Annotated in this window: 24 protein-coding genes; 18 read left to right on the forward strand and 6 right to left on the reverse strand. The window is 72.0% G+C overall.

The genetic code is table 11. The features are described 5' to 3' along the window. Positions 1 to 242 precede the first annotated feature (242 nt). Positions 243 to 1,439: a thiolase family protein gene (locus AB0M93_RS39020; protein WP_364283970.1), complete on the reverse strand. Its 1,197-nt coding sequence runs from the start codon at positions 1,437 to 1,439 to the stop codon at positions 243 to 245. Between the two features lie 131 nt (positions 1,440 to 1,570). Between AB0M93_RS39020 and AB0M93_RS39025 the strand changes: the two genes are divergently transcribed. The 6 genes from AB0M93_RS39025 (at position 1,571) to AB0M93_RS39050 (ending at position 10,200) form a co-directional block, all read left to right on the forward strand. Then, on the forward strand, positions 1,571 to 2,011 hold the full coding sequence (locus AB0M93_RS39025; RefSeq protein ID WP_364283973.1) for a helix-turn-helix domain-containing protein: 441 nt from the start codon (positions 1,571 to 1,573) through the stop codon (positions 2,009 to 2,011). Between the two features lie 202 nt (positions 2,012 to 2,213). After that, a complete protein-coding gene (locus AB0M93_RS39030) occupies positions 2,214 to 5,798 on the forward strand; it encodes a discoidin domain-containing protein (protein ID WP_364283976.1) in 3,585 nt (1,194 codons plus the stop codon). A 57-nt stretch (positions 5,799 to 5,855) separates the two neighbouring features. Further along, positions 5,856 to 6,644 carry an NmrA family NAD(P)-binding protein gene (locus AB0M93_RS39035; RefSeq protein WP_364283979.1) on the forward strand — a complete coding sequence of 263 codons (789 nt, stop codon included), beginning with the start codon at positions 5,856 to 5,858 and terminating at the stop codon, positions 6,642 to 6,644. A gap of 73 nt (positions 6,645 to 6,717) precedes the next feature. After that, the gene (locus AB0M93_RS39040; protein ID WP_364283982.1) at positions 6,718 to 9,024 is read left to right on the forward strand and encodes a glycoside hydrolase N-terminal domain-containing protein; all 2,307 of its coding nucleotides are present in this window, start codon (positions 6,718 to 6,720) and stop codon (positions 9,022 to 9,024) included. A gap of 61 nt (positions 9,025 to 9,085) precedes the next feature. After that, entirely contained in the window at positions 9,086 to 9,454 is a 369-nt protein-coding gene (locus AB0M93_RS39045; protein ID WP_364283985.1) for a DoxX family protein, read from the forward strand. Positions 9,455 to 9,531: 77 nt separating this feature from the next. Then, entirely contained in the window at positions 9,532 to 10,200 is a 669-nt protein-coding gene (locus AB0M93_RS39050) for an HAD family hydrolase (protein WP_364283988.1), read from the forward strand. A gap of 6 nt (positions 10,201 to 10,206) precedes the next feature. Here AB0M93_RS39050 and AB0M93_RS39055 read toward each other — a convergent pair whose 3' ends face one another. Then, on the reverse strand, positions 10,207 to 10,368 hold the full coding sequence (locus tag AB0M93_RS39055; RefSeq protein WP_364283991.1) for a hypothetical protein: 162 nt from the start codon (positions 10,366 to 10,368) through the stop codon (positions 10,207 to 10,209). A 119-nt stretch (positions 10,369 to 10,487) separates the two neighbouring features. Between AB0M93_RS39055 and AB0M93_RS39060 the strand changes: the two genes are divergently transcribed. Together AB0M93_RS39060 and AB0M93_RS39065 are read left to right on the forward strand one after the other, a co-directional pair. Beyond that, entirely contained in the window at positions 10,488 to 11,246 is a 759-nt protein-coding gene (locus tag AB0M93_RS39060) for a CoA ester lyase (RefSeq protein ID WP_364283993.1), read from the forward strand. Positions 11,247 to 11,250: 4 nt separating this feature from the next. After that, on the forward strand, positions 11,251 to 11,700 hold the full coding sequence (locus AB0M93_RS39065; RefSeq protein ID WP_364283996.1) for a GNAT family N-acetyltransferase: 450 nt from the start codon (positions 11,251 to 11,253) through the stop codon (positions 11,698 to 11,700). Here the strand turns inward: AB0M93_RS39065 and AB0M93_RS39070 are convergent. Further along, the gene (locus tag AB0M93_RS39070) at positions 11,685 to 12,860 is read right to left on the reverse strand and encodes a CaiB/BaiF CoA-transferase family protein (RefSeq protein WP_364283999.1); all 1,176 of its coding nucleotides are present in this window, start codon (positions 12,858 to 12,860) and stop codon (positions 11,685 to 11,687) included. The genes AB0M93_RS39065 and AB0M93_RS39070 overlap by 16 nt on opposite strands. Before the next feature lie 153 nt (positions 12,861 to 13,013). On the opposite strand from AB0M93_RS39070, the gene AB0M93_RS39075 reads away from it, so the two are divergent. Further along, the gene (locus AB0M93_RS39075) at positions 13,014 to 13,937 is read left to right on the forward strand and encodes a LacI family DNA-binding transcriptional regulator (protein WP_364284002.1); all 924 of its coding nucleotides are present in this window, start codon (positions 13,014 to 13,016) and stop codon (positions 13,935 to 13,937) included. Positions 13,938 to 13,940: 3 nt separating this feature from the next. Here AB0M93_RS39075 and AB0M93_RS39080 read toward each other — a convergent pair whose 3' ends face one another. Beyond that, positions 13,941 to 14,555, reverse strand: a complete 615-nt coding sequence (locus AB0M93_RS39080) for an HAD family acid phosphatase (protein WP_364284005.1) — start codon at positions 14,553 to 14,555, stop codon at positions 13,941 to 13,943. A gap of 586 nt (positions 14,556 to 15,141) precedes the next feature. On the opposite strand from AB0M93_RS39080, the gene AB0M93_RS39085 reads away from it, so the two are divergent. From AB0M93_RS39085 to AB0M93_RS39105, 5 genes are all read left to right on the forward strand, one after another. Continuing rightward, on the forward strand, positions 15,142 to 15,405 hold the full coding sequence (locus tag AB0M93_RS39085) for a hypothetical protein (RefSeq protein ID WP_364284007.1): 264 nt from the start codon (positions 15,142 to 15,144) through the stop codon (positions 15,403 to 15,405). A gap of 24 nt (positions 15,406 to 15,429) precedes the next feature. After that, a complete protein-coding gene (locus tag AB0M93_RS39090) occupies positions 15,430 to 15,933 on the forward strand; it encodes a hypothetical protein (RefSeq protein WP_364284010.1) in 504 nt (167 codons plus the stop codon). Positions 15,934 to 16,057: 124 nt separating this feature from the next. Then, positions 16,058 to 16,897, forward strand: coding sequence for a helix-turn-helix domain-containing protein (locus tag AB0M93_RS39095; protein WP_364284013.1), 840 nt, complete (start codon positions 16,058 to 16,060; stop codon positions 16,895 to 16,897). A 64-nt stretch (positions 16,898 to 16,961) separates the two neighbouring features. Then, positions 16,962 to 17,954, forward strand: coding sequence for a hypothetical protein (locus tag AB0M93_RS39100; RefSeq protein WP_364284016.1), 993 nt, complete (start codon positions 16,962 to 16,964; stop codon positions 17,952 to 17,954). 182 nt (positions 17,955 to 18,136) lie between these two features. Then, positions 18,137 to 18,853 (forward strand): MIP/aquaporin family protein, encoded by a 717-nt coding sequence (locus AB0M93_RS39105; protein WP_364284019.1) that lies wholly within the window; start codon positions 18,137 to 18,139, stop codon positions 18,851 to 18,853. Here the strand turns inward: AB0M93_RS39105 and AB0M93_RS39110 are convergent. After that, a complete protein-coding gene (locus AB0M93_RS39110; RefSeq protein WP_364284022.1) occupies positions 18,819 to 19,100 on the reverse strand; it encodes an SDR family NAD(P)-dependent oxidoreductase in 282 nt (93 codons plus the stop codon). The two genes, AB0M93_RS39105 and AB0M93_RS39110, sit on opposite strands and share 35 nt — an antisense overlap. 97 nt (positions 19,101 to 19,197) lie before the next feature. On the opposite strand from AB0M93_RS39110, the gene AB0M93_RS39115 reads away from it, so the two are divergent. The 3 genes from AB0M93_RS39115 (at position 19,198) to AB0M93_RS39125 (ending at position 21,939) form a co-directional block, all read left to right on the forward strand. Beyond that, positions 19,198 to 19,326 (forward strand): hypothetical protein, encoded by a 129-nt coding sequence (locus AB0M93_RS39115; RefSeq protein WP_364284024.1) that lies wholly within the window; start codon positions 19,198 to 19,200, stop codon positions 19,324 to 19,326. Positions 19,327 to 19,735: 409 nt separating this feature from the next. Continuing rightward, positions 19,736 to 21,058 carry a M20/M25/M40 family metallo-hydrolase gene (locus AB0M93_RS39120; protein WP_364284027.1) on the forward strand — a complete coding sequence of 441 codons (1,323 nt, stop codon included), beginning with the start codon at positions 19,736 to 19,738 and terminating at the stop codon, positions 21,056 to 21,058. After that, positions 21,058 to 21,939 (forward strand): alpha/beta hydrolase, encoded by an 882-nt coding sequence (locus tag AB0M93_RS39125; RefSeq protein ID WP_364284030.1) that lies wholly within the window; start codon positions 21,058 to 21,060, stop codon positions 21,937 to 21,939. Before AB0M93_RS39120 ends, AB0M93_RS39125 begins: the two co-directional genes overlap by 1 nt. A gap of 2 nt (positions 21,940 to 21,941) precedes the next feature. Here AB0M93_RS39125 and AB0M93_RS39130 read toward each other — a convergent pair whose 3' ends face one another. Then, entirely contained in the window at positions 21,942 to 22,547 is a 606-nt protein-coding gene (locus tag AB0M93_RS39130) for a methyltransferase domain-containing protein (protein WP_364284033.1), read from the reverse strand. Here AB0M93_RS39130 and AB0M93_RS39135 point away from each other — a divergent pair, their 5' ends adjacent. After that, positions 22,548 to 22,808, forward strand: coding sequence for a MerR family transcriptional regulator (locus AB0M93_RS39135; protein WP_364284035.1), 261 nt, complete (start codon positions 22,548 to 22,550; stop codon positions 22,806 to 22,808). Positions 22,809 to 22,921 lie beyond the last annotated feature (113 nt).

A 22,921-nucleotide genomic window follows, 5' to 3' on the forward strand; every position in this document is an offset into this window, starting at 1 on the left:
CTCCTGGCCATGAAACACTCCTCCGGATCCTCCAGCAGTCTACTTGGAAGACGTGTCCGGAAGCCTCGGAGCACTTCAAAAGCGTGCCTTGACAAGATGCCGCCGGCCGTGTTCTGGCTTCGGATCGGGGTTGCGGGGGCCTGGGTTCCGTTGTGGCTCGGTCGTGCGTCGCGGCCACGGCTACGAGCGGTGGCGGCGGCCGCGGCCGCGGCCGCGGGCGGGATGGCGGCCGTGGCGCGTGGTCAGTCCAGGCGTTCGATGATCGTTGCGTTGGCCAGGCCGCCTGCCTCGCACATTGTCTGGAGGCCGTAGCGGCCGCCGGTCTGCTCCAGGACCGACAGCAGCGTTGTTGCCAGCCTTGCTCCGCTGCCCCCCAGGGGGTGGCCCAGGGCTATTGCGCCGCCGTTGATGTTCACCTTGGCCGGGTCTGCTCCGAGCTCGCGTTGCCAGGCCAGTACCACGCTGGCGAATGCCTCGTTGACCTCGAACGCGTCGATGTCCGCCACGTCGAGACCCGCGCGCGCCAGGACCTTGCGGGTGGCCGGGATGATGCCCGTCAACATCAACAGGGGGTCGTCGCCGGCCACCGCGAAGCTGTGGATCCGGGCTCGGGGCTTCAAGCCCAGCGCTGCCGCCGTCTCGCCGCTCGTGATGAGGAGTGCTGCCGCGCCGTCGTTGATCGGTGAGGAATTGCCCGCCGTGATGTGCCAGCCGAGGTTCGGGAAGCGCTGCTCCCAGACGTCCGCGCGGAACGCCGGCTTCAGGCCGGCGAGGATCTCCGGGGTGGTGCCGGGCCGGACGGTCTCGTCGGTCGTGACCTCTCGCAGCGTGCCGTCGGGGCCGGGGGCCTTGAGCGGGACGACTTCGCCCGCGAACTTTCCGTCCGCCCATGCCTTGGCCGCGCGCTGGTGGCTTTCCGCGGAGAACTCGTCCAGCTGGGCCCGGGTGAAGCCCCACTTCGCGGCGATCAGCTCCGCGCTGATGCCCTGGGGTACCAGGCCGTCCGGGTAGCGCGTGGCGATCTGCGGGCCGAACGGGTCGCGTCCGGCCATCTGGCTGCCCATCGGTACCCGGCTCATCGACTCCACGCCGGAAGCGATCACGACGTCGTACGCGCCGGCGATCACGCCCTGGGCCGCGAAGTGGAGGGCCTGCTGGCTGCTGCCGCACTGGCGGTCCACGGTCACCGCCGGCACCGATTCCGGCAGCCCGGCCGCCAGCGCCGCCCAGCGGGCCGTGTTCATGCTCTGCTCGCCGATCTGGCCGACCGCTCCGCTGATCACGTCGTCGATCCGGGCCGGGTCGACGCCGGTTCGCTCGACCAGTGAGCGCAGGGCGTGGGCGTGCAGGTCGACCGGGTGCACGCCGGCCAGGGTGCCGTTCGGCTTGCCCTTGCCGATCGGGGTCCGTACCGCGTCGACGATCACCGCGTCCGTCATGGCGTCTGCCTCCTCGCAGATGGGGATGGTCCCGGTATACGCCCGGTGAGTTGGATTCCACAACTCACCTGTTCGGCAGGTCACAGGGGGATTGACGTGCTAGGTTGGATTTTCAACCCCGTGGAGGTGGCATGGTGCGGCGTGGTCGCGAGTGCTCGGTCGCCGAGGCTCTCGAGGTCGTCGGCGAGCGGTGGAGCCTACTGGCCCTGCGGGAGATCATGCTGGGGGAGCGGCGGTTCAACCAGATCGCCGAGAACACCGGGGCCAGCCGGGACATCCTGGCCGCGCGGCTGCGCAAGCTCGTCGACGCCGGTGTCCTCGAGAAGGTCCAGTACGAGGACCACCCGCCGCGCCACGAGTACCACCCGACCGAGGCCGGCCGCGCGCTGCAGCCGATCCTGCTCGGCCTGATGGCCTGGGGCGACCGGTACGTCCACCAGGGCGAACCGCCGACGCTCTGGCGCCACGCCTGCGGCGAGGTCCTCGTCCCGGCCACCGTCTGCGCGCACTGCGGCGACCCGGTGAACGCGCCCGGCACCCACGCGATCCGGCTCGGCGCCGTCCGCTCCTGACCCTCCTTCCGAAAAGGCCTCCTCGGCTCTGGCGAGGAGGCCTTTTCCGCGTCCGGACGTTGACTTGAGACCCACGTCACTGTAACTCTTGGACGAATCAACGCAAGAACCTGACAGCGACGCGAGAAATCGGGGCAGCTGTCAGGAGCACCCGGTCTTCGCTCCTGCCCTCTCCCTCCTCCCCCCGGACCAGAGGAACCCCATGAGAACGAAGCGGCTTCTGTCGCGCGCGGCCACCTACGCCGCCCTGTCCCTGCTCCTCGCGGCGCCCGCCGTGGCCGCGAGCGCTGCTCCGGCCCCCTCCGCAGCCGCCCCGGTCGCCGTCCAGGCCGCCGCGGCGACCTACACCGCGAGCAGCCAGCTCGCCGGCTACCCCGTTTCGAACGTCGGCGACGGCAACCAGGCCACCTACTGGGAAAGCACGAACAACCAGTTCCCGCAGTGGGTCCAGGCCGACCTCGGTGCCGCCACCAACGTCGCCCAGCTCGTGCTCAAGCTGCCCGCGAACTGGGAAGCCCGCACCGAGACCTTCGCGGTGCAGGGCAGCACGAACGGCACCGGCTTCAGCGATCTGGTCCCGTCCGCGGGCTACCGCTTCGACCCGGCGACGGCCAACACCGTCACCGTCAACCTCACCGCGAACACCCGGTACGTCCGGCTGAACGTCACCGCCAACACCGGCTGGCCCGCCGCCCAGCTGGCGGAGTTCGAGGTGCACGGCCCCGCCGGCGGTGACACCCAGCCGCCGTCGGCGCCCGGCAACCTCGCCTACACCCAGCCGGCGAGCGGGCAGATCCGGCTCACCTGGTCGGCGTCGACCGACAACACCGGCGTCACGGGCTACGACGTCTACGCGAACAACCAGCTCCGCGGCAGCGTTGCCGGGAACGTCCTGACCTACACCGACAACCAGCCCGACTCCGCGACGGTCTCGTACTTCGTCCGCGCGAAGGACGCCGCGGGCAATCAGTCGGCGGACAGCGGCACCGTGACGCGCACCGGCACCCAGGCCGGTACGAACCTGGCGCTGGGCAAGCCGATCACGGCGTCTTCGACCGAGTGGACCTACGTCGCGGGCAACGCCAACGACGACTCCCTGACCACCTACTGGGAAGGCGGCGGCGGGACCTACCCGAACCTGCTGACCGTCGCCCTCGGCTCGAACGCCGACCTGAACCAGGTCGTGGTCAAGCTCAACCCCGACCCCGCGTGGGGCCCGCGAACCCAGACGATCGCCGTCGAAGGCCGCGAGCAGAGCGCGTCCGCGTTCACCACCCTCGTCCCCGCGCAGACCTACAGCTTCAGCCCGGCGACCGGCAACACCGTGACGATCCCGCTCGGCGGCCGCGCCGCCGACGTCCGCCTGCGCGTCACCGCCAACTCCGGTTCGGGCGGCGGGCAGGCCGCGGAGTTCCAGGTCTTCGGCGTCCCCGCACCCAACCCGGACCTGACGGTCTCTAGCGTGTCCTGGTCGCCCCAGAACCCGGTGGAGACCGACGCGATCACGACGTCGGCGACCGTCCGCAACGCCGGGACGGCGGCCTCCGGCGCCACCACCGTCAACTTCTACCTCGGCACGACCAAGGTCGGCACGGCGAACGCCGGCGCGCTCGCGGCCGGCGCCTCGGCGACGGTGCCGGCGAACATCGGCGCCCGGGACGCGGGCAGCTACCAGCTGACCGCGAAGGTCGACGAGGCCAACACCGTCATCGAGCAGAACGAAGCCAACAACTCCTACACCGCCTCGACCGCGCTGGTCGTCAGCCCGGTGCAGAGCTCCGACCTCGTCGCGGCGACGGCGTGGTCGCCGGGCAACCCGTCGGCCGGGAACACGGTCACCTTCACCACGACCCTGCGCAACCAGGGCACGGTCGCGTCCGCGGGCGGCGCCCACGGCGTCACGGTGACGATCACCGACCAGAACGGGACGGTCGTCAAGACGCTCAGCGGCAGCTACACCGGGACCATCGCCGCCGGCGCCACCGCGGCGCCGGTGACCGTCGGCACCTGGACCGCGGCCAACGGCCGGTACACCGTGAAGACGGTCGTCGCGAACGACACCAACGAGCTGCCCGTCAAGCAGGGCAACAACACCAGCACGCAGCAGCTGTTCGCCGGCCGGGGCGCGAACATGCCCTACGACATGTACGAGGCCGAAGACGGCGTCGTGGCCGGCGGGGCTTCGGTGATCGGACCGAACCGCACGATCGGCGACCTCGCCGGCGAGGCGTCGGGCCGCAAGGCCGTCACGCTGAACTCGACCGGCTCCTCGGTCGAGTTCACCACCCGCGCGGCGACCAACACCCTGGTCACCCGGTTCTCCATCCCGGACGCCGCGGGCGGCGGGGGCATCGACTCGACGTTGAACGTGTACGTGAACGGCACCTTCCTCAAGGCGATCGACCTGACCTCGCACTACGCGTGGCTCTACGGGGCCGAAACCGGCCCGGGCAACTCGCCGGGCGCCGGGCCGCGGCACATCTACGACGAGGCCAGCGCGCTGCTGGGCACCACCGTGCCCGCCGGCAGCCGGATCAAGCTGCAGAAGGACGCCGCGAACACCACGAACTACGCGATCGACTTCGTCAGCTTCGAACAGGCGACCGCGCAGGCGAACCCCGACCCGGCGCACTTCGCGGTGCCCGCCGGGTTCACCCAGCAGGACGTCCAGAACGCCCTCGACAAGGTCCGGCAGGACGCCACCCTGACCGGGGTCTACCTGCCGGCCGGGAACTACCCGCTGTCGAGCAAGCTCAACGTCTACGGCAAGGCCGTGACGCTCACCGGCGCCGGGTCGTGGTTCACGAAGTTCTCCGCGCCGGCGGGGCAGGAGAACACCGACATCGGCATCGACGTCCAGTCGAGCGCCAACGGCTCGACGTTCAGCGGGTTCGCGGTGTTCGGCAACTACACCTCCCGCATCGACGGCCCCGGCAAGGTGTTCAACCTGACGAACGTCGCAAACCTGACGATCGACAACATCTGGGTGGAGCACCAGGTGGTCATGGTGTGGGGCACGAACGTGGACAACACCACGATCAAGAACTCCCGGATCCGCGACACCTTCGCCGACGGCGTCAACCTGACCAACGGCAGCACCGGCAACCACGTCACCAACAACGAGGCCCGGTCCACCGGCGACGACAGCTTCGCGCTGTTCGCCGCCACGGACATCAACCAGGGCAACCAGTACGACAACGTGTTCGAGAACCTGACCGCGCTCACGCCGTGGCGCGCGGCCGGGCTCGCGGTGTACGGCGGGTACAACAACACCTTCCGCAACCTCTACATCGCGGACACGCTGACGTACTCGGCGATCACGATCAGCTCGCTCGACTTCGGCTACCCGTTCCTCGGGTTCGGGCCGCAGCCGACGACGGTCCAGAACGCCTCGCTCGTCCGGGACGGCGGCCACTTCTGGGGCCAGCAGACCTTCCCGGCGATCTGGCTGTTCTCCGCGTCCAAGGAGTTCCGCGGCATCCGGGTGTCCGATGTGGACATCCAGAGCCCGACCTACAGCGGCATCATGTTCCAGACCAAGTACGACGGCACCACGCCGGAGCACCCGGTCGAGGACACCGTGCTGACGAACGTGTCGATCACCGGCGCGCACCGCAGCGGGGACGCCTTCGACGCGAAGTCCGGGATCGGCATCTGGGTCAACGAGCTGCCGGAACCGAATCAGGGCCCGGCCGTCGGCTCGGCGACCTTCACCGGGCTCACGCTGAGCGACAACGACCAGGACATCCGCAACACGACGTCCACCTTCACCATCGTCCGCAACTGAAGCACGACCGGGGTGCCCGCCGGGAAGCCGTTTCCCGGCGGGCACCGCCGTGCCAGGATGGCGCTGGAGGTGGTCGGCGTGCGGATCCTGGTCACGGGCGGCACCGGTCGGCTCGGCTCGGCGGTCGTGGCGCGGCTGCGGGCGGCGGGGGAGGAGGTCCGCGTGCTCAGCCGGCGCCCGGGCCCGGACGTCGTCCGGGGCGACCTGCGGACCGGCCGCGGCATCGACAGTGCGGTGGCCGGGGTGGACGTGGTCGTCCACTGCGCCACCGACTACTTCGGGCGCGAAGCGGCCCTTGCCCGCACGCTGGTCGAGGCGGCGCGCTGGGCCGGTGCTCCGCACCTGGTCTACGTCTCGATCGTCGGCGTCGACCGCGTGCCGCTCGGCTACTACCGGGCCAAGCACGAAACCGAGGAGCTCATCGCCGCCTCCGGGCTGCCTGTCACCGTCCAGCGCGCCACCCAGTTCCACGGCCTGGTCCGCGGCCTGCTGGCGAGTGCGTCCCGGCTGCCGGTGGTGCCGGTGCCGCGGATCTCGTTCCAGCCGGTGGACGTATGGGACGTGGCGAGGCGGCTCGCGGACCTCGCCCTGGCCGAGCCGGCGGGCCGCGCGCCGGACTTCGGCGGGCCGGAGATCCTCCCGGCGGCGGAGCTGGCGGCGGCGGTCGTCGAGGCCGGCGGCCGGCCCCGGCGGATCGTGCCGGTGAAGGTGCCGGGGGAGACGTTCCGGGCCTACGCCGGCGGCGGCCACCTCGCGCCCGGCCACCGCGACGGCGAGATCACCTTCCGGCAGTACCTGGCCGAGCAAGCCGGTCACGGGACACCGGTCCATCGCGAAGATTCTTGACCACCCGACCGGATAGGTCATATGTTTGGCGGGCTTTGACGGCCGTTTTCCGCCCACGCCGAACGGATGACCCATGCCGGAACTGCCTCTCCCGCCGTCGCGGCGGACCTTCTTCAAGCGCGGTGGCGCGGTCGGCGCCGGTGTTGCGCTGGGCGGGCTGAACCCCTTTACAGCTCACGCGGACGTCGTTCGCCCGGCCGGTGCGGACCTGGTTCCCGAAGGGCGGGCCACGACCCTGTGGTACCCGGCGCCCGCGAGCGAGGACAAGATCATCCAGCAGGGGTTGCCGATCGGCAATGGTCGGATCGGTGCGCTGGTTGGCGGCGACCCGGCCGCCGACTTCCTCTACCTGGCCGACGCGTCGCTGTGGACCGGCGGCCCGAACGACGTCCTCCAGGACGACGGCCAGTTCCCCTACGACACCGGCAACTTCGGCACGCTCGGCCTGCTCGCGAAGCTGCGGATCGCCGTCCCGGCCCACACCGGCGTGACGGACTACCGGCGCACGCTCGACCTGAGCAACGGCCTGGTCGTGATCACCTACCGGCACCAGGGCGTGCGGTACCGCCGCGAGTACTTCGCGAGCCATCCCGACGACGTCGTGGTGGTCCGGCTCAGCGGCGGCCCGGTCACCGGGTCGGTGTCGCTGGAGCCCACCCGCGGCGAGCCGGCCGCCGGCGCGGGCGCGTTCACCGGCACGTTCGCCAACGGCCTGAAGTACGCGTGCACCGTGGCCGGCGGGCTCACCTTCAGTGGCAGCGACGTCGTCATCGTGTTCAGCGGGGGCACGAACTACGTGCCCGACGCGGCGCGGAAGTTCCTCGACGCATCCCTCGACCCCCTGGCCCTGGCGAAGCGCAAGGCGGCTGCGGCACTGGCGGCCGGCGGCGGTGCGCTGCGGGCCACGCACGTCGCCGATTACCGGCGGCTGTATGACCGGATGAGCGTGGACCTCGGCCAGTCGCCGCCGGCGAAACGGGCGCTCGACACGTGGTCGCGGCTGGTCGCCCGGCACGACGACCCCGCGACGCCCGACCCCGAGCTCGAGGCGAGCTACCTGCAGTTCGGCCGCTACCTGACGATCACCGGTTCGCGCGACGGCCTGCCGATGGGCCTGCAGGGCCTTTGGCAGAACAACAACTCGCCCGACTGGATGAGCGACTACCACACCGACATCAACGTCCAGATGAACTACTGGCTGGCCGACCGCGCGGCGCTGCCCGGGAGCTTCACTGCCCTGGCCGACTACTGCCTCGCGCAGCTTCCCGTGTGGACGGACAGCACGAAACGGCTGTTCAACGACCCGAGGAACCGCTTCCGCAACACGAGCGGAAAGGTCGACGGCTGGGCGGTCGCATTCTCCACCAACATCTACGGCGGCTCGGGCTGGTGGTGGCACCCCGGCGGCAACGCCTGGCTGTGCAACTCGCTGTGGGACCACTACGCCTTCACCCAGGACAAGGCGTACCTCGCGCGGATCTACCCGCTGCTCAAGGGGGCGTGCGAGTTCTGGGCGGCGCGGCTGGTCCCGATGACCGTCGATGGCCGCGAGGTGCTCGTCGACGACCACGACTGGTCGCCCGAGCACGGGCCGCAGGACACCCGCGGGATCACCTACGCGCAGGAGATCGTCTGGGACCTGTTCGAGCACTACCGCGAAGCGGTGGCGGTCCTCGGTCGCGACCGCGCGTACGGCGACCGGATCGCCGGGCTGCAGAAGCGACTGTACCTGCCGAAGGTGAGCCCGGTGACCGGCTGGCTCGAGGAGTGGATGTCGCCGGACAACCTCGGCGAGACCACCCATCGGCACCTGTCCCCGCTGATCGGTTTCTTCCCGGGCGACCGCATCGCGGCCGACACGGCGCCGCCCGAGCTGCTCGGCGGCGTGCGGGCGCTGCTGACCGCCCGCGGAATGGACAGCTACGGCTGGGCGACGGCGTGGCGATCGGCGTGCTGGGCGAGGCTCAAGGACGCCGACCGCGCGTACCGGCTGCTGCTGACGGTGCTGCGCCCGTCGGTGGCCAACGGCAACGGGACCGCGCCGAACTTCTTCGACATGTACAGCCAGGGCAGTTACACGATCTTCCAGATCGACGCGAACCTCGGGGCACCCACGGCGATGGTGGAGATGCTGGCCTACTCCCGGCCGGGGGTGCTGGAACTGCTGCCGGCGCTGCCCGCCGCGTGGGCCGCCTCGGGCCGCGTGACCGGCATCGGCGTCCGCGGCGGGTTCGAGCTGGACCTCGAATGGCGCGCGGGGAAGGTCACCCGGGCGGTGCTGCGCAGCGTCGGCGGGACGCGCACCGAGGTGCGGGCGGGCACCTGGCGGCGGGCGGTCACGCTCCGGCCCGGCGAGTCGGTCACGGTCCGGCCAAGTTGAGACAGGCCCTCCGGAAAGAGGTGTAGTGTTCAACTACTTTCTTTTGAACCGGAGGTAAGGCGTGAACGTCGTCCTGTGGATCGCGGCCGGGCTGCTCGCTGTGCTGTACCTGTTCGCCGGGGGCATGAAGCTCGCCACCCCGCGGGAGAAGCTCCTGGAAAACCCCAACATGGGCTGGGTGGCGGACTTCTCCGAGACGACGGTGAAGGGCATCGGCGCGGTCGAGATCCTCGGCGCGCTCGGGCTGATCCTGCCGTGGGCGCTGGACATCGCCCCGGTGCTGACCCCGCTGGCCGCCACCGGCCTGGCGGTCGTCCAGGTGGGGGCGATCGTCGTGCACGCGCGGCGGAAGGAGACGAAGGCGCTCCCGATGAACGTCGTGCTGCTCCTGCTGGCGGCTTTCGTGGCGGTGGGCCGCTTCGCCGGCTGACGCCCCTGGCGGTCGCGGACGGGCGCGGCCTCCGCGAAGATCGACGCGGACCCGACCGACCGGGAGGAGAGCGCACGATGATCCGCTGGGCCACGTTCGACTGCTTCGGCACGCTGGTGGACTGGCGGCACGGCATCGCCACCGGGATCGAGCTGCTGTTCCCCGGCCGCGGCGCCGAACTGCTGGAGGTCTACAACCGGTTCGAGCCGCAGGTGCAGGCCGAGACGCCGGTGCGGCGGTACCGGGAGGTGCTGGCCGAGTCGCTGCGCCGGACCGCGGCCGAAGCCGGCCTGGAGCTGGGGCCCGACGACGCGTCCGTGCTCGGGACCGGGCTGCCGTACTGGCCGGTCTTCCCCGACACGCGGGCGGCGCTCGCCCGGTTGCGGGAGGCGGGCTGGCGGCTCGCCCTGCTGACCAACTGCGACCGCGACCTCATCGGCGAGACCCAGCGGCGGCTCGCGGTCCCCGTCGACGCGATCGTGACCGCGGAGGACGCGGGCGAGTACAAGCCCGGCCACGGCCCCTTCCGGCGGTTCGCCGCGTCCTTCGACGCGACCGCCGCGAACTGGGTGCACGTCGCCCAGAGCCACTTCCACGACATGGTGCCGGCCCGGGCGCTGGGCGTCCCGCGCGTGTGGATCAACCGCCACGGCGACCCGCACGACCCGGCGGTGGCCGACGCGGTCCTGCCCGGCCTGGACGGCCTGCTCCCGGTCGTCGAGCGGGTCCACGCCGCGGCCCGCTGACCGCCGTCACACCTGCGGCAGCCGGACCCGGCGGGGCCGGAACAACGCCGCCCACCACGGCTTCCCCGGCCGCCGCTCCCGCGTCGCCCGCACCACCGGCGCCGGGAGCGGCCCGGCCCGGTAGTCCATCTCCACCTGCACCCAGTCGTGGATCCAGTCGCCTCGCATGGCGGCTCCTTTCCTCGTGGGCTCCACGATCGGCCTGAGGGGCCGGCGGCCGCATCGGGTGATCACGCACTCCACGGCCGGCGGATCCCTTACCCGCGGCGGTTCGTTATCGTGGCCGGGTGGCCGCGACGACGTTCCTGTTCGTGCCCGGTGACCGGCCCGACCGCTTCGGCAAGGCGGTGGCCAGTGGCGCGGACGCGGTGATCCTGGATCTGGAGGACGCGGTCGCCCCGGCGGCCAAGGACTCCGCGCGGGCCGCGGTGGGCGAGTGGCTGGAAAGCCACCGCGCGCTGGTCCGGATCAACGCGCCGGGCACCCCGTGGTTCGACGCGGACGCCGCACTGGTGGCGGCGCGGGGCGTCCCGGTGGTCGTGCCGAAGGCCGAAATCCCTGGGGCGCTCGCCGGGTTCCGCGAGGTGGTGGCCCTGGTCGAGACGGCTGCCGGGGTGGAGCGCGCCGGCGAGCTGGCGGCCGTGCCGTCGGTGACGCGGCTGGCCTTCGGCAGCGTCGACCTGGCCGCGGAGCTCGGCGTCTCCCCGGAAGACCTCGAGTCGTTCGCCTACGCGCGTTCGCGCCTGGTGATCGCCTCGGCGGCGGCCGGCCTCGCCCCACCGGTCGACGGCGTCACGACGGACCTGCGCGACGACGCCCGGCTCGAAGCCGACGTCCGCTACGCCCGCCGTCTGGGCTTCGGCGGCAAGCTCTGCATCCACCCGCGCCAGGTGGCCCCGGCCCGAGCCGCCTTCGCCCCGACGGAGGCCGAGCTCGACTGGGCCCGCCGCGTGGTGACGGCGGGGGCTGCGGTGTCCGTTGTGGACGGCCGGATGGTGGACAGGCCGGTGCTGGCCCGCGCCCGCCGCATCCTCGGGGAGGAGTGAAGCCGTGGACCACCGGATCGAGCTGCGGCAGCTGAGGCCGGGCGACGCCGAGTTCTGCTACCGGTTGCACCGCAGCGCCCTCGGCGAGTACGTCGACGCGATCTGGGGCTGGGACGAGCCGGTGCAGCGCAGCTACCACGAGAAGAACTTCGACGCGGCGCACACGCGGATCATCACCGCCGACGGCTACGACGCCGGGGCGCTGACCGTCCTCGACGCCGGCGCCGAAGTGGTCCTCGGCCTGATCGAGCTCGACCCGCGGTACCAGGGCCGCGGCATCGGCGGGCACCTCGTCCGGGAGCTGATGGCGCAAGCGGCGTCGCGCGGCCAGGACGTGGTGCTCGAGGTCCTCCACGTCAACACGCGCGCGAAGGCGTTCTACGAACGGCTCGGCTTCGTCGAGACGGGCCGTCCACGCGAGCACAAAATCGCCCTGCGCTACACGGCTCCCTGACGCCGCAACGCCTCCGCGTCGAAGCCGAACTCCGCCAGGACCGCGTCCGTGTGCTCGCCCAGCGCCGGCACCGGATCCATCCGGGGTGCCCGGCCGGGGACCGTGATCGGCGGCAGCGTCGCCCGGACCGGCCCGCCGGGGGTCGGCACCTCGGCGAACCGGTCGCGCGCGGTGAGCTGCGGGTGCGCCAGGACTTCGGGGAGCTCGCGGCGGCGGGCGTGGGCGATCCGGCCCGCGCTCAGGCGTGTCTCCAGTTCGGTGCCGGTCAGCGTCGCGAAGATCGCGTCGATCTCGCGTTCGAGCGCGGCCCGGTTCGCGACGCGCGCGCTGCCGGTGGCGAACCGCTCGTCGGTGACCCACTCCGGGCGGGCGACGGCGTGCTCGCAGAACGCCGCCCACTCGCGGTCGTTCTGCACGGCCAGCACCAGCTCCGTGCCGTCGCCCGCGGCGAAGGTGCCGTACGGCGCGATCGCGGCGTGGCTGGTGCCGGTGCGCGGGGGCGGCGTCCCGCCGTAACCGGCGTAGTAGAGCGGGAAGCCCATCCACTCGACCAGCGAGTCGAACAGGCTGACCTCCAGCTCCGTGCCGCGCCCGGTGCGCTCGCGGTCGTACAGGGCGGACAGGATGCCGGAGAAGGCGTACATGCCCGCGCCGATGTCCGCGGCGGGGATGCCGCTCTTGGCCGGCTCCGCCGCGGACCCGGTGACCGAGACCAGCCCGGCCTCCGACTGGATGAGCAGGTCGTACGCCTTCGCGTCCCGGTACGGCCCGCTCGAGCCGTAGCCCGACACCGAGCACGTGATCAGCCGTGGCCGCGTGGCGCGCAGGGCCGCGGCGCCGAGCCCGAGCCGGTCGGCGACGCCGGGGGCGAAGTTCTGCACGAACACGTCGGCGCGGTCCAGCAGCGCGGCCATCACGGCGGGCGCGGCGTCGCTCTTGAGGTCGAGCGTGACGCTCTCCTTCGACCGGTTGAGCCAGACGAAGTGGCTGGAGAGGCCGTGCACGGTTTCGTCGTAGGCGCGGGCGAAGTCGCCGCTGCCCGGCCGCTCGATCTTGAGCACCCGGGCCCCGAGGTCGGCCAGGTGGCGGGTGGCCAGCGGCGCCGCGACGGCCTGTTCGCACGACACGACGGTGACGCCGTCGAGGGGCAGGGAAGGCATGGCCGCATCCTGCCACGGGGCCGCGGAGTGACACGTGTCAGTAAGGCCGGGCCGGATCTGCTGGAGTTTCGGGCAAAACCGTTGACGGTCCCCGGGCGGAATTGCAGTCTGAATCGATCAGCTGACCCCCGCGACCGGCGAGCGAGGTGCCCGATGGGCAGGGTGCGGCAGGCCGACATCGCCCGTGTGGCCGGGGTTTCCCAGGCGACGGTTTCGGTGGTGCTGGGCGGCAACCGCACCGGGGTCCGGCTGGCCGAGTCGACGCGGCTGCGGGTGCTGGAGGCCGCCCGGCGGCTCGGGTACGCCGACCCGCTCGTGAAACGGCCCGCTTTCCACGACCTCTTCGGCATCTGCACGGCAGGCCCGGCGTTCGAGGCGCACCAGCCGGTCCTCGCCGGCGTCGAAGCGGAGGCGGCCGCGCTCGGCAAGGACCTCATCGTGTTCACCGGCTCGGGCCCGGCGACGGCCCGTCGCACCCGCCTCGCCGACGGCTGCCTGTTCCTCGGCGACCCCGTCCCCGGCGAGCTGCCGGCCCCCGGGTTCCCGATCGTCCACATCGGACGCCGTACGGACGCCCGCGTTCCCTTCGTCGACGTCGACTACGCGGCGGCCTCGGCGGACGTGCTCGCCCGCTTGTCGCGGGCGGGACACCGGCGGGTGTGCTACCTGCGCGACCCGGCCGACACCCCGGCGGCGCGCGAACGTGAACGCGGCATCCGCACCGGCACCGGCCTGGTGGTCCGCACCGACGGCACCGGCCTGGGCGCCGAGGTGATCCGCGGCTGGCTCGGCGAGGGCGTGACCGCACTGGTGGTGGAAGAAGCGGTGTTCGCCGCGACGCGGCAAGCTCTGCTCGCGGCGGCGGTGCAGGTCCCCGGCGACGTCTCGCTGGCGGTGCTGGGCCGCCCACCGGGCGGAACGGCGGGCCCGGAGGTCAGCGGCTTCGAGGTGCCGCGCCGGGCCGTCGGCCGCGAGGCGGTGCGGTTGCTGGCGTGCGTGGTCGACACGGGCGCAGGGGAGCACCGGCTGCTCACCTGCCCGCCGGTCGCGGGGGAGACGATCGCGCCGGTCGCCTGAAGGTCAGGAGAGCGTGCCGCCGTAGTCGGGGAGCTTGAAGGTCCGCTCGGCGTGACCGCCGTCGAGGTCGGTGGTGTTGTTGCCGATGTTCGCGACGATGGTGTAGCCGGCCTGTTCGATGGCGGCCCGGGCCTTGGTCTTGTTGGCCTGCACGGGATCGAAGTTGAACAAGGGACGCAGGTAGAGCCCGTCGAAGGCGTATCCGACCGCCTTGAGGTTGCCTTCGGTGGGCCACCTGAGCAGTTCGGTGCGGTCGCTGACGAAGAAGACCGCGGTCCCCTTGGCCTTGGCGAGGGTGGCGAGCGCCAGGACGGGCTTGACCGCCGGGGTGGTGAGACCGCCGGAGTAGTAGGTCTCCAGGCTGGTGTTGTCGATGTCGAGCACGATCGCGGGCCGCCCGCCCGGCACGCCGAGCCGCTGTTCGAGGTACTGAGCGGCGGGTGTGGTGATGGCGGTGACGTCGGCGATCCAGGTGGCGTAGGCGGGCGCGCTCGCGGCGGCGGTGGCCTGCCAGTCCGCGGCGGGGCGGGCATCGGCGGCGCCGGCGCTGCCGAGCATCAGCAGAACGGAGGAGGCGACGCCGGCGGCGACGAGGCGGGCCTTCGAGATTGACGACATGGTAGACAGTCCACCAGCCGTCCGCGACGGAACGTACCGGCAAGTAGCCGAATTCGTTTCATGTTCTGGTGTCGTTCTCAGTAGGCGCGCAGCCAGCGCATCCGGCCCTCCGGGCGAGAGGAATGGCCGGTGACCGAAGCCGCCGACCGTCCGCGGCTACCTCGCCGCGTCGGCCCGCCGGCGTCCACTGTGGACGTTCCTTGGTGCGTCGATCCGTGACGGTGACCAACCCGCGTTCTGATAGCAAATCTCACCTTTGTCGGCAAGAAAACATTCGGGTGAATATTTGCGACACCTCTCGTGGTGGCGGCGGTATGACACCGGACGGATCGCCGTGAACTGTTCGGCCGGCTTGCCGACGTGGTGCCCGGTCTACCTGTACCGGCAAATACTTCTGGACGGGCTGCCCGCCGGGCATCCAGCGCCGACCTTCCGGCCGCGCCGGCGCTGGCGCTGGTCGACCTCACGAACAGTCGGATCGCGTCCGGCGGGGCGGGCCCCGTTGCGCTGGAGCTGGCAGGATGTGGTGGCGGGGAGTCGTGCTTGTCGGACGCGCGTTCCCTTTCCGGCCCGAGGATTGGACGCAATGGGACGCTCGTCGGTGTTCACTTTCCAGTACATCGCCATCGACACGGAGGCTGGTGTCACGCCGGAGGAGTTCGAGACCTTCGTGCGTGGTGAAGGCGTTCACCTGCCGTTGTACCCGGGGTGGCGGTGGACGCTGCTGCGCGGGTTGCGTGGAGAGCGGACCGGGCAGTACCTGATGTTGTACGAGATCGAAAGCGCCGAGCAGCGCGACCGCTACGTCACGGCCCGGGGGGAGCAGACCGAGCCGGCCCGGCAGTTCTAGGCGCAGCACCCGGAGGCGGAGGCGGTGCTGGCGCGGTGGCGGCGGCTGGGCACATACGGTGAGCTGCCGACGTTGTTCACCGACTACCGGCTGCTGGCCGACAACCCGCGGAGCACGGTCACGCCCGGCCCCCGCTACCGCGACCGTCCGGGGGAGGAGCCCGTCGCCCGGGTGATCGGGATCCACAACCTGGCGTTGCGCGCCGGGGTGACCGAGGAGATGTTCGACCGGTTCATCGCCGAGAACCACCACCGGATCGACGACTACCCGGACTGGCGGTTCCACGTGCTCAAGGGCGAGCGGGGCAACCGCCTCGACCAGTACGTGATGATGATGGAGATCGCGAGCCTGGACGCGCTGGACGTCTTCTACCCCGAGCCCGACATCGCCACCGGCGAGGCTGCGGAGTTCGCGGCCGTCCACCGGGACACCAAGCAGATGTACGAGGAGTGGAAGCAGCTGGCCTCGTTCTCGGGCTCGCCGCAGATCTACACGGACTACCTCGCCGTCGCGGAGAACCCGGCGTAGTCCCGCACGACCGGGACGGGGCCCGGGATCGGCCGACGCTGTTCTGCCGGCGGAGTGGTCGTTCGGGGCAAGGTGGTACCGACGAGTCCTGGTTGTCCCTTCGCGCGAAGATCAGGATGAAGGCGTGGAACGGAACGAACTCGCGGACTTCCTCCGGCGCCGGCGGGCGCTGCTCCAGCCGGGGAACGTCGGGATTCCCGCCGGTGGCCGGCGGCGGACTCCGGGGCTTCGCCGGTTCGAGGTCGCCCAGCTCGCCGGCATGTCACCGGACTACTACGCCCGGCTCGAGCAGGCACGCGGGCCCCAGCCGTCGGTCGCGCTGCTCGCCGCGCTGGCTCGGGCGCTGCGGCTGACGGCCGACGAACGCGACCACCTCTTCCGGCTTGCCGGTCACCACGCGCCACCGCGGACGGGTGGGGACGAGCACGTCGGCCGGGGCCTCCTGCGGCTGCTGGACGGGCTGGCGGGGCTGCCGGCCCTGATCGCCTCCGATCTGAACGTCGTCCTCGCGCAGAATCCGATGGCGGATGCGCTGCTGGGCGAGCAGACGCAGTTCCGCGGTCTCGCCCGCAGCTGCACCTACCGGTGGTTCACCGGCCCGGACCTGCGCCGGCGTTATCCCGCCGAGGACCACGAGCACGAGAGCCGGGCACAGGTGGACGACCTGCGGGCGACCCTCGCGGCGCGTCCCGCCGATCGCGCGGCGGTGCGGCTGGTCGAGGCGTTGCGTGCGGAAAGCGCCGAGTTCGCCCGCCTGTGGGACCGGCACGACGTCGCGGTCCGGCGCAGCGACCGCAAGCGCATCCTGCACCCCTCGGTCGGCCTCCTCGAGCTCGACTTCGACGTCCTGGCCACCGCCCGGCAGGACCAGCGCCTGATCGTGTACTCACCCGCGCCGGGCACCGCCGCGGTTTCCCAGCTGGAGCTGCTGGCCGTGCTCGGCCAGGAACTGTTCACCCCCTGACCGGCCCATCCCTCCCGGGACAGCTCGACCACGTCGGCACCCGGTTTCCGGACGAAAGGAAGCCATGTCCCCTCTCCGGCCCACCGGCCTGTGGCGGCGCGCCGCCGTGCTCGCCTTCGCCGTTCTCCTCGCCGCGGGCGTCACGGCACCGGACGCCTTCGCGGCCTCGCCGCACCGTGCCGCCGGTACCCGCTTGGGTGACGTGCGTGTTCTCGCCCGCTTCGACCGCGCCGCGGGCCAGGTCGCCGAAAGCGTCGCCCTGGAACCCGGGGGAGGCGTGATCATCGGCATGATCCCCGCCCGGCAGGTGGTGCGGGTCGCGCCGGACGGGACGGTCCGGGTGCTCGCCACCATGCCGCTGCCGCCGGGTGGCGGCGGCACCACCCCGGTCATCGGGACCCCTGTGGTCACCGGGGTCGCGCGGTCGGACCGCGGCGCCGTGTACTTCCTCTACTCCTCCGGTCGGGGCGGGCTGACCGGAATCTGGCAGCTCCGCCGCGCCGGGGCGCCCCGGCGCGTGGTGCCGCTGCCCGCCGGCACGATGCCGAACGCCTTGGTCATCGACCGCGAGCGGGACCGCTTCCTGGTCACCGACTCCGCCGGCGGGCGCATCTGGCAGGCTCCGCTGAGTGGCGGTGCAGCTTCCGTCTGGTCGGCCGACCCGGCGCTGTCACCGGACGGTTTCTTCGGCGCCAACGGCCTGAAGGTCCACGACGGCGCCGTGTGGGCGAGCAACTCCGACCGCGGCACCGTCGTCCGCATCCCGGTGACCGCCGGCGGTGGCCCCGGCCGCGCCCAGGTCCGGGCGACGGGGCTGGCGGGCATCGACGACTTCGACTTCACCGGCCGGGGCACCGAGATCCTCGCCGCGATCAACCAGACGAGCAAGCTCGTGCGAGTCGGCTCGGACGGCAGCCAAGAAGTCCTGCTCGACGCGGACGACGGCATGCAGGGAACCACCGCCGTAGCCGTACGGGGCAACCGGGTCTACGTCACCAACGGCGCCAACCTGGCCGGGAACAACCCGGACCTCCTCCTCGCGCGGCTGCGACGCTGACTGCCGCCGGTCGAGCCGGAAGGGTCGAGGAGCGCGGAGATCCCAGGCCGGAGACCGGTTTCCAGTGGTTCTTACCAATCAGTTACGGAGACATGCCGGCGGTGTCTGCCGGCATGTGACGCCGCTGAAGTCTGTCTCTGCCGCCGTCCCGATCCCTTGTGGCGCAAGGAAAGGACGAGTCAATGACCATCTTCCCGGTCCGTCGCCTGCTGGCGGAGCTCGCCGGTACGGCCATCCTGTGCCTGTTCGGCATCGGCGCCGCGGTGTCCGTCGCGGCGGCCCGTGCGGGTGGGCCCGGTCTGCTGATCGTCGCGTTGGCGCACGGGCTCGCACTGGCCATCGCGATCTACGCCTTCGGTTCGGTGTCGGGCGGGCACTTCAACCCGACGGTCACCGTCGCGCTGGCCGCGCGTGGCCGGTTTTCCTGGCGGGAGGTCCCCGCCTACGTGGTCGCGCAGCTCGCCGGCGGTGTGCTCGGTGCCGCACTGGTCTATGCCACTTACGCCGACACGGCCATCGCCGCCGGGCCGGGGGCCACGACCTTCGGGACCGGTGCCGGCTACGTCCAGGCGCTGGTGGCCGAGGCGATCGGCGCTTTCATCCTGGTCACGGCGGTGTTCGCGCTGGCTGTCGCGCCGAACGCGCCCAGGGGCGTGGCCGGGATCGGGATCGGGCTCGCGCTGGCCACCCAGATCATGGTTTTCGGTCCGCTCACCGGCGCCTCGGTGAACCCGGCCCGCACGTTCGGCCCGGACGCGGTGCTGGTCCTCGCCGGCCAGGGTGCCGCGTGGTCGCAGCTTTTCGCCTACCTCGCCGGCCCGCTCGCCGGCGGCCTGGCCGCCGCGTTCCTGTGCGATTACTTCATCACCCGCCGGCCGGCGGTCGAGGCCGAGGTGTGAACGTGAGCGACGACGACCCGTGCCGCACCTGTGCTCTGCGAACCGCTTCCACCCCGCCCGGGATCGTGCGGCGCAGCTCGTCGAGCATCGGGTCTCCGTCGGGCCCCGGGGCCAGCACGTTGACGCGGATGCCGAGCGGCCCGAAGTCGTGCGCGGCGGTGCGGGTCAGGCCGATCACCGCGTGCTCGCTCGCCTGGTACGCGCCCATGCCCGGGCTGCCGCGCAGGCCGCCGATGCTGCAGGCCATCACTGCTCACGGTCACCTCCCGGCCTCCGCTCCCGACCGGACACGGGCGCGTCGGGCCCTGTCCGGTGAGCTGCTGCTGCCCGATCCTCGCGGACCCGTGGACCTGCTGGGCACCGATCTGGCCTCCGGCAACTACGCTCCGTTGCCGGAGGCGGTGATCTCTGCCGTCGTTGCCGACTGGCCGGCCGGGCACCCGGTCGTGCTCGGCCGGCGGTCCATCGGCTGACGCGGGCCAGCTCGGTGCCGAGCAGTAGCAACTGGAGGGTGATATCTGTATTTCGATGGCGTCGGCGTGGTGCGGCTAGAAATTGTCGAGAAAGTCGTCGCGCGGCGCTCGGTTGACGGCGGCCGACTAGCCGGTGGCAGCTGGCGTGGTTACCCGTCCAGTAAATCGGCCGGGGCCGAATGGTGGGTCGCGACGCACGTGGGGACCTTGTCTACGGGTCGTTGGACCGGTCAGTTCACCGGCCCACGCCTACTTGGCCGACCCGCCTGATACGCCCGGGCTTGGCACAGAGAGGAGCGTGGTGCGGTCGATGCGCGCCGTCGCGGGTCGACGCCTCCGTCGAGGACCGCGACCGTCTCAGCAGGCGCGCAGCCAGCGCATCCGGCCATCCGGGTGATAGGAATGGCCGGTGACCGAACCGAACCTGATCGAAGCCGCCGCGGCCGAGGCCGTCACGCTGACCAGTGAGCTCATCCGCATCGACACCACCAACACCGGTGACCCCGACACGCTGGTCGGCGAGCGGACGGCCGCCGAGTACGTCGCGGAAAAGCTGACCGATGCCGGGTACGAGATCACCTACGTCGAGTCGGGCGGGAAGAACCGGCACAACGTCTTCGTCCGGCTCGAAGGGGCCGACCGGTCCCGGGGGGCGCTGCTGATCCACGGGCACCTCGACGCCGTGCCCGCCGATCCGTCCGAGTGGTCGGTGCACCCCTTCTCCGGCGCCGTCCAGGACGACTACGTCTGGGGGCGCGGCGCGGTCGACATGAAAGATATGTGCGGGATGGCGCTCGCGCTGGCCCGGCACTACAAGCTGAACAACGTCGTGCCGCCGCGTGACCTCGTCTTCGCCTTCCTGGCCGACGAGGAGGCCGGCGGCCAGTACGGCGCCCAGTGGCTCGTCGAAAACCGGCCCGAGCTGTTCGAGGGCGTCACCGAGGCGATCAGCGAGGTCGGCGGGTTCTCCATCACGCTCAAGGACGACGTCCGCGCGTACCTCATCGAGACCGCCGAAAAGGGCATCCGCTGGATGAAGCTGCGCGTGCGCGGCACCGCCGGGCACGGCTCGATGATCCACCGCGACAACGCCGTCACCAAGCTCGCCGAAGCGGTGGCGAAGCTCGGCAACCACCGGTTCCCGCTCGTGCTCACCGACTCCGTCAAGGAGTTCCTCGCCGGCGTCACCGAGATCACCGGCTGGGACTTCCCCGAGGACGACCTCGAGGGCTCGGTCGCCAAGCTGGGCAACATCTCCCGGATGATCGGCGCGACCCTGCGCGACACCGCCAACCCGACGATGCTCACCGCCGGGTACAAGTCGAACGTCATCCCGTCGGTCGCCGAGGCCGCGGTCGACTGCCGCATCCTGCCGGGCCGCCTCGAAGCGTTCGACCGCGAGCTCGACGAGCTGCTCGGCCCGGACATCGAGAAGGAGTGGATGGAGCTCCCGCCGGTCGAGACGACCTTCGACGGCGCCCTCGTGGACGCGATGACCGCCGCGGTCCTGGCCGAGGACCCGGGCGCGAAGACGCTGCCGTACATGCTCTCCGGCGGCACCGACGCCAAGTCGTTCCAGCAGCTCGGCATCCGCAACTTCGGGTTCGCGCCGCTCAAGCTGCCGGCCGACCTCGACTTCTCGGCGCTGTTCCACGGCGTCGACGAGCGGGTCCCGGTCGAGGCGCTGAAGTTCGGCACCCGGGTGCTCGACCGGTTCCTGCGCACGTCCTGATGACCGGGTTCGCGCTCGCCGACGGCACGCCCCTGCAGGTCATCCGCCGGGGCGACCCGGCCGCGCCGGTGGCCGTGGTCTTCGTCCACGGCTACGCGCTCGACCAGCGCAGCTGGGGCCGGATCGCCCCGCTGGTGCCGGACGCGGTGGACGGGCCGGTGGCCGTGCTGACCTACGACCAGCGCGGCCACGGCGGATCGGGGCGGGCGCGGCGCGGCACCGCGACGATGGCGCAGCTCGGCGACGACCTCGCCGAGCTGCTCGAGCGCGAGGTCCCGGCCGGCCGGGTGGTGCTGGTCGGGCACGACATGGGCGGCCTGGCCATCATGTCGCTGTCCCAGCGGCACCCGGAGCTGTTCGCCGCGCGGGTGGCCGGGCTGGTGCTGCTGGCGACGTCGTCGGGCACGCTGGCGACCGAGGTGTCGGCGGCGTGGCCGAACGCGCTGGGGAAGCTGGCCCGCGACCTGGAAAGCGTGCTCGGCTCGAAGCTCTTCGGCGTCGTGCGCGAGCACACCAGCCGGGCGGTCAGCGCCGGCCTGCGCTGGTGGCTGTTCGGCGACGACCCGGACCCGGACCTGGTCGAGCTGACCGTGAAGATGATCCGCGGCAACTGGCCGCACACCGTCTCCCTGTTCCGCCCGGCCCTGGACGCCTACGCGCGCGAAGCGGCCTTGACGCAGGTCAGCGGCCTGCCGGTGACGGCGATCGTGGGGGAGCGGGACCGGATCGTGCGCGCGTCCGACGTCGAGCAGTGGGTCCGCGGGCTCGACGCCGGGACGGCGGTGGTGCTGCCCGGCGTCGGGCACGTCGTCCCGCTGGAGGCCGCGGCCCAGGTACTGCCCCGGGTCGTCGCGCTGGTCAACGCCAGTCACCGGAGCTGATCTCAGGCTCGGGTGCCGGCGGCGAGGAACATCGGCACGGCGACGAACAGCCGGTCGTCGCGGGCCCGGGTGGCCTGCTCGGCCAGCCAGGCACCGTCGCCGCCGAGGTTGGCGAGCACCGGCAGGGCCGTCGCGTCCGTCCACAAGAGCGTGTGGACCTCCACGGTGACGTCCGTGAATCCGTTGTCCAGCAACAGGTTCCGGTACCGGCGCGCGATCCTCGGGTGAGGCATGCCGTCCGCGCGCGTGTGGACGATCGAGCGGGTGCGGGCGGGGTCGTCGGAGTCGATCACGATGGTGTCCCAGTCCTGGCCGGTGAGCACCGCGCGGCCGCCCGGCGCCAGGACGCGGCGGGCCTCGGCGACGGCGAGCGCAGGTTCGGGCAGGACGTGCAGGACCTTGTCGGCGCGGTAGCCGGTGACCGAGCCGTCGCCGAGGGGCAGCGCGGCGGCGTCGGCGACGTGGAATTCGCCGGCGGGCCAGCGCTCGCTGGCGACCTCGACCATCGCGGGATCGGCGTCGACGCCGATGGCCCGCACGCCGCGGGCGGCCAGCTCGCCGACGGCCCGCCCGCTGCCGCAGCCGACGTCGACCACGACGTCACCCACGTGCTGCGCTTCTGGGAGGCGGAAGGGCTGCTGACCCCGGCCCGCGTGGGGGCCCGGCGCCGCTACAGCGACGCGGACCTGCTGACCGCCCGGTCCGCGGCGGACCGCGCGGCGATGGCGGCCCGGCAGCGGGATCGGCTGCGCGCCCGGATCGCCCGGGCGCAGGCCGCGCTCGACCTGCTGGAGGGCGACTGCCCGCACGACGACCTCATGGCGTGCCCGAACTTCCGGGGCCTGCTGGCCGAACGCCTGCGGGGGTGAGCGGCGGCGGTCCTGCGCAAGGGGGTTCTCGCAGTGCCGGTATCGCCAGGGTCTCCCCGGCGGCCGGGACGCCTGCCAGCCTGGTCGAGCCGGCTCCCGGGCTTCCGCTGTGG

Source organism: Amycolatopsis sp. NPDC051102 (assembly GCF_040682815.1).
GTDB lineage: Bacteria > Actinomycetota > Actinomycetes > Mycobacteriales > Pseudonocardiaceae > Amycolatopsis.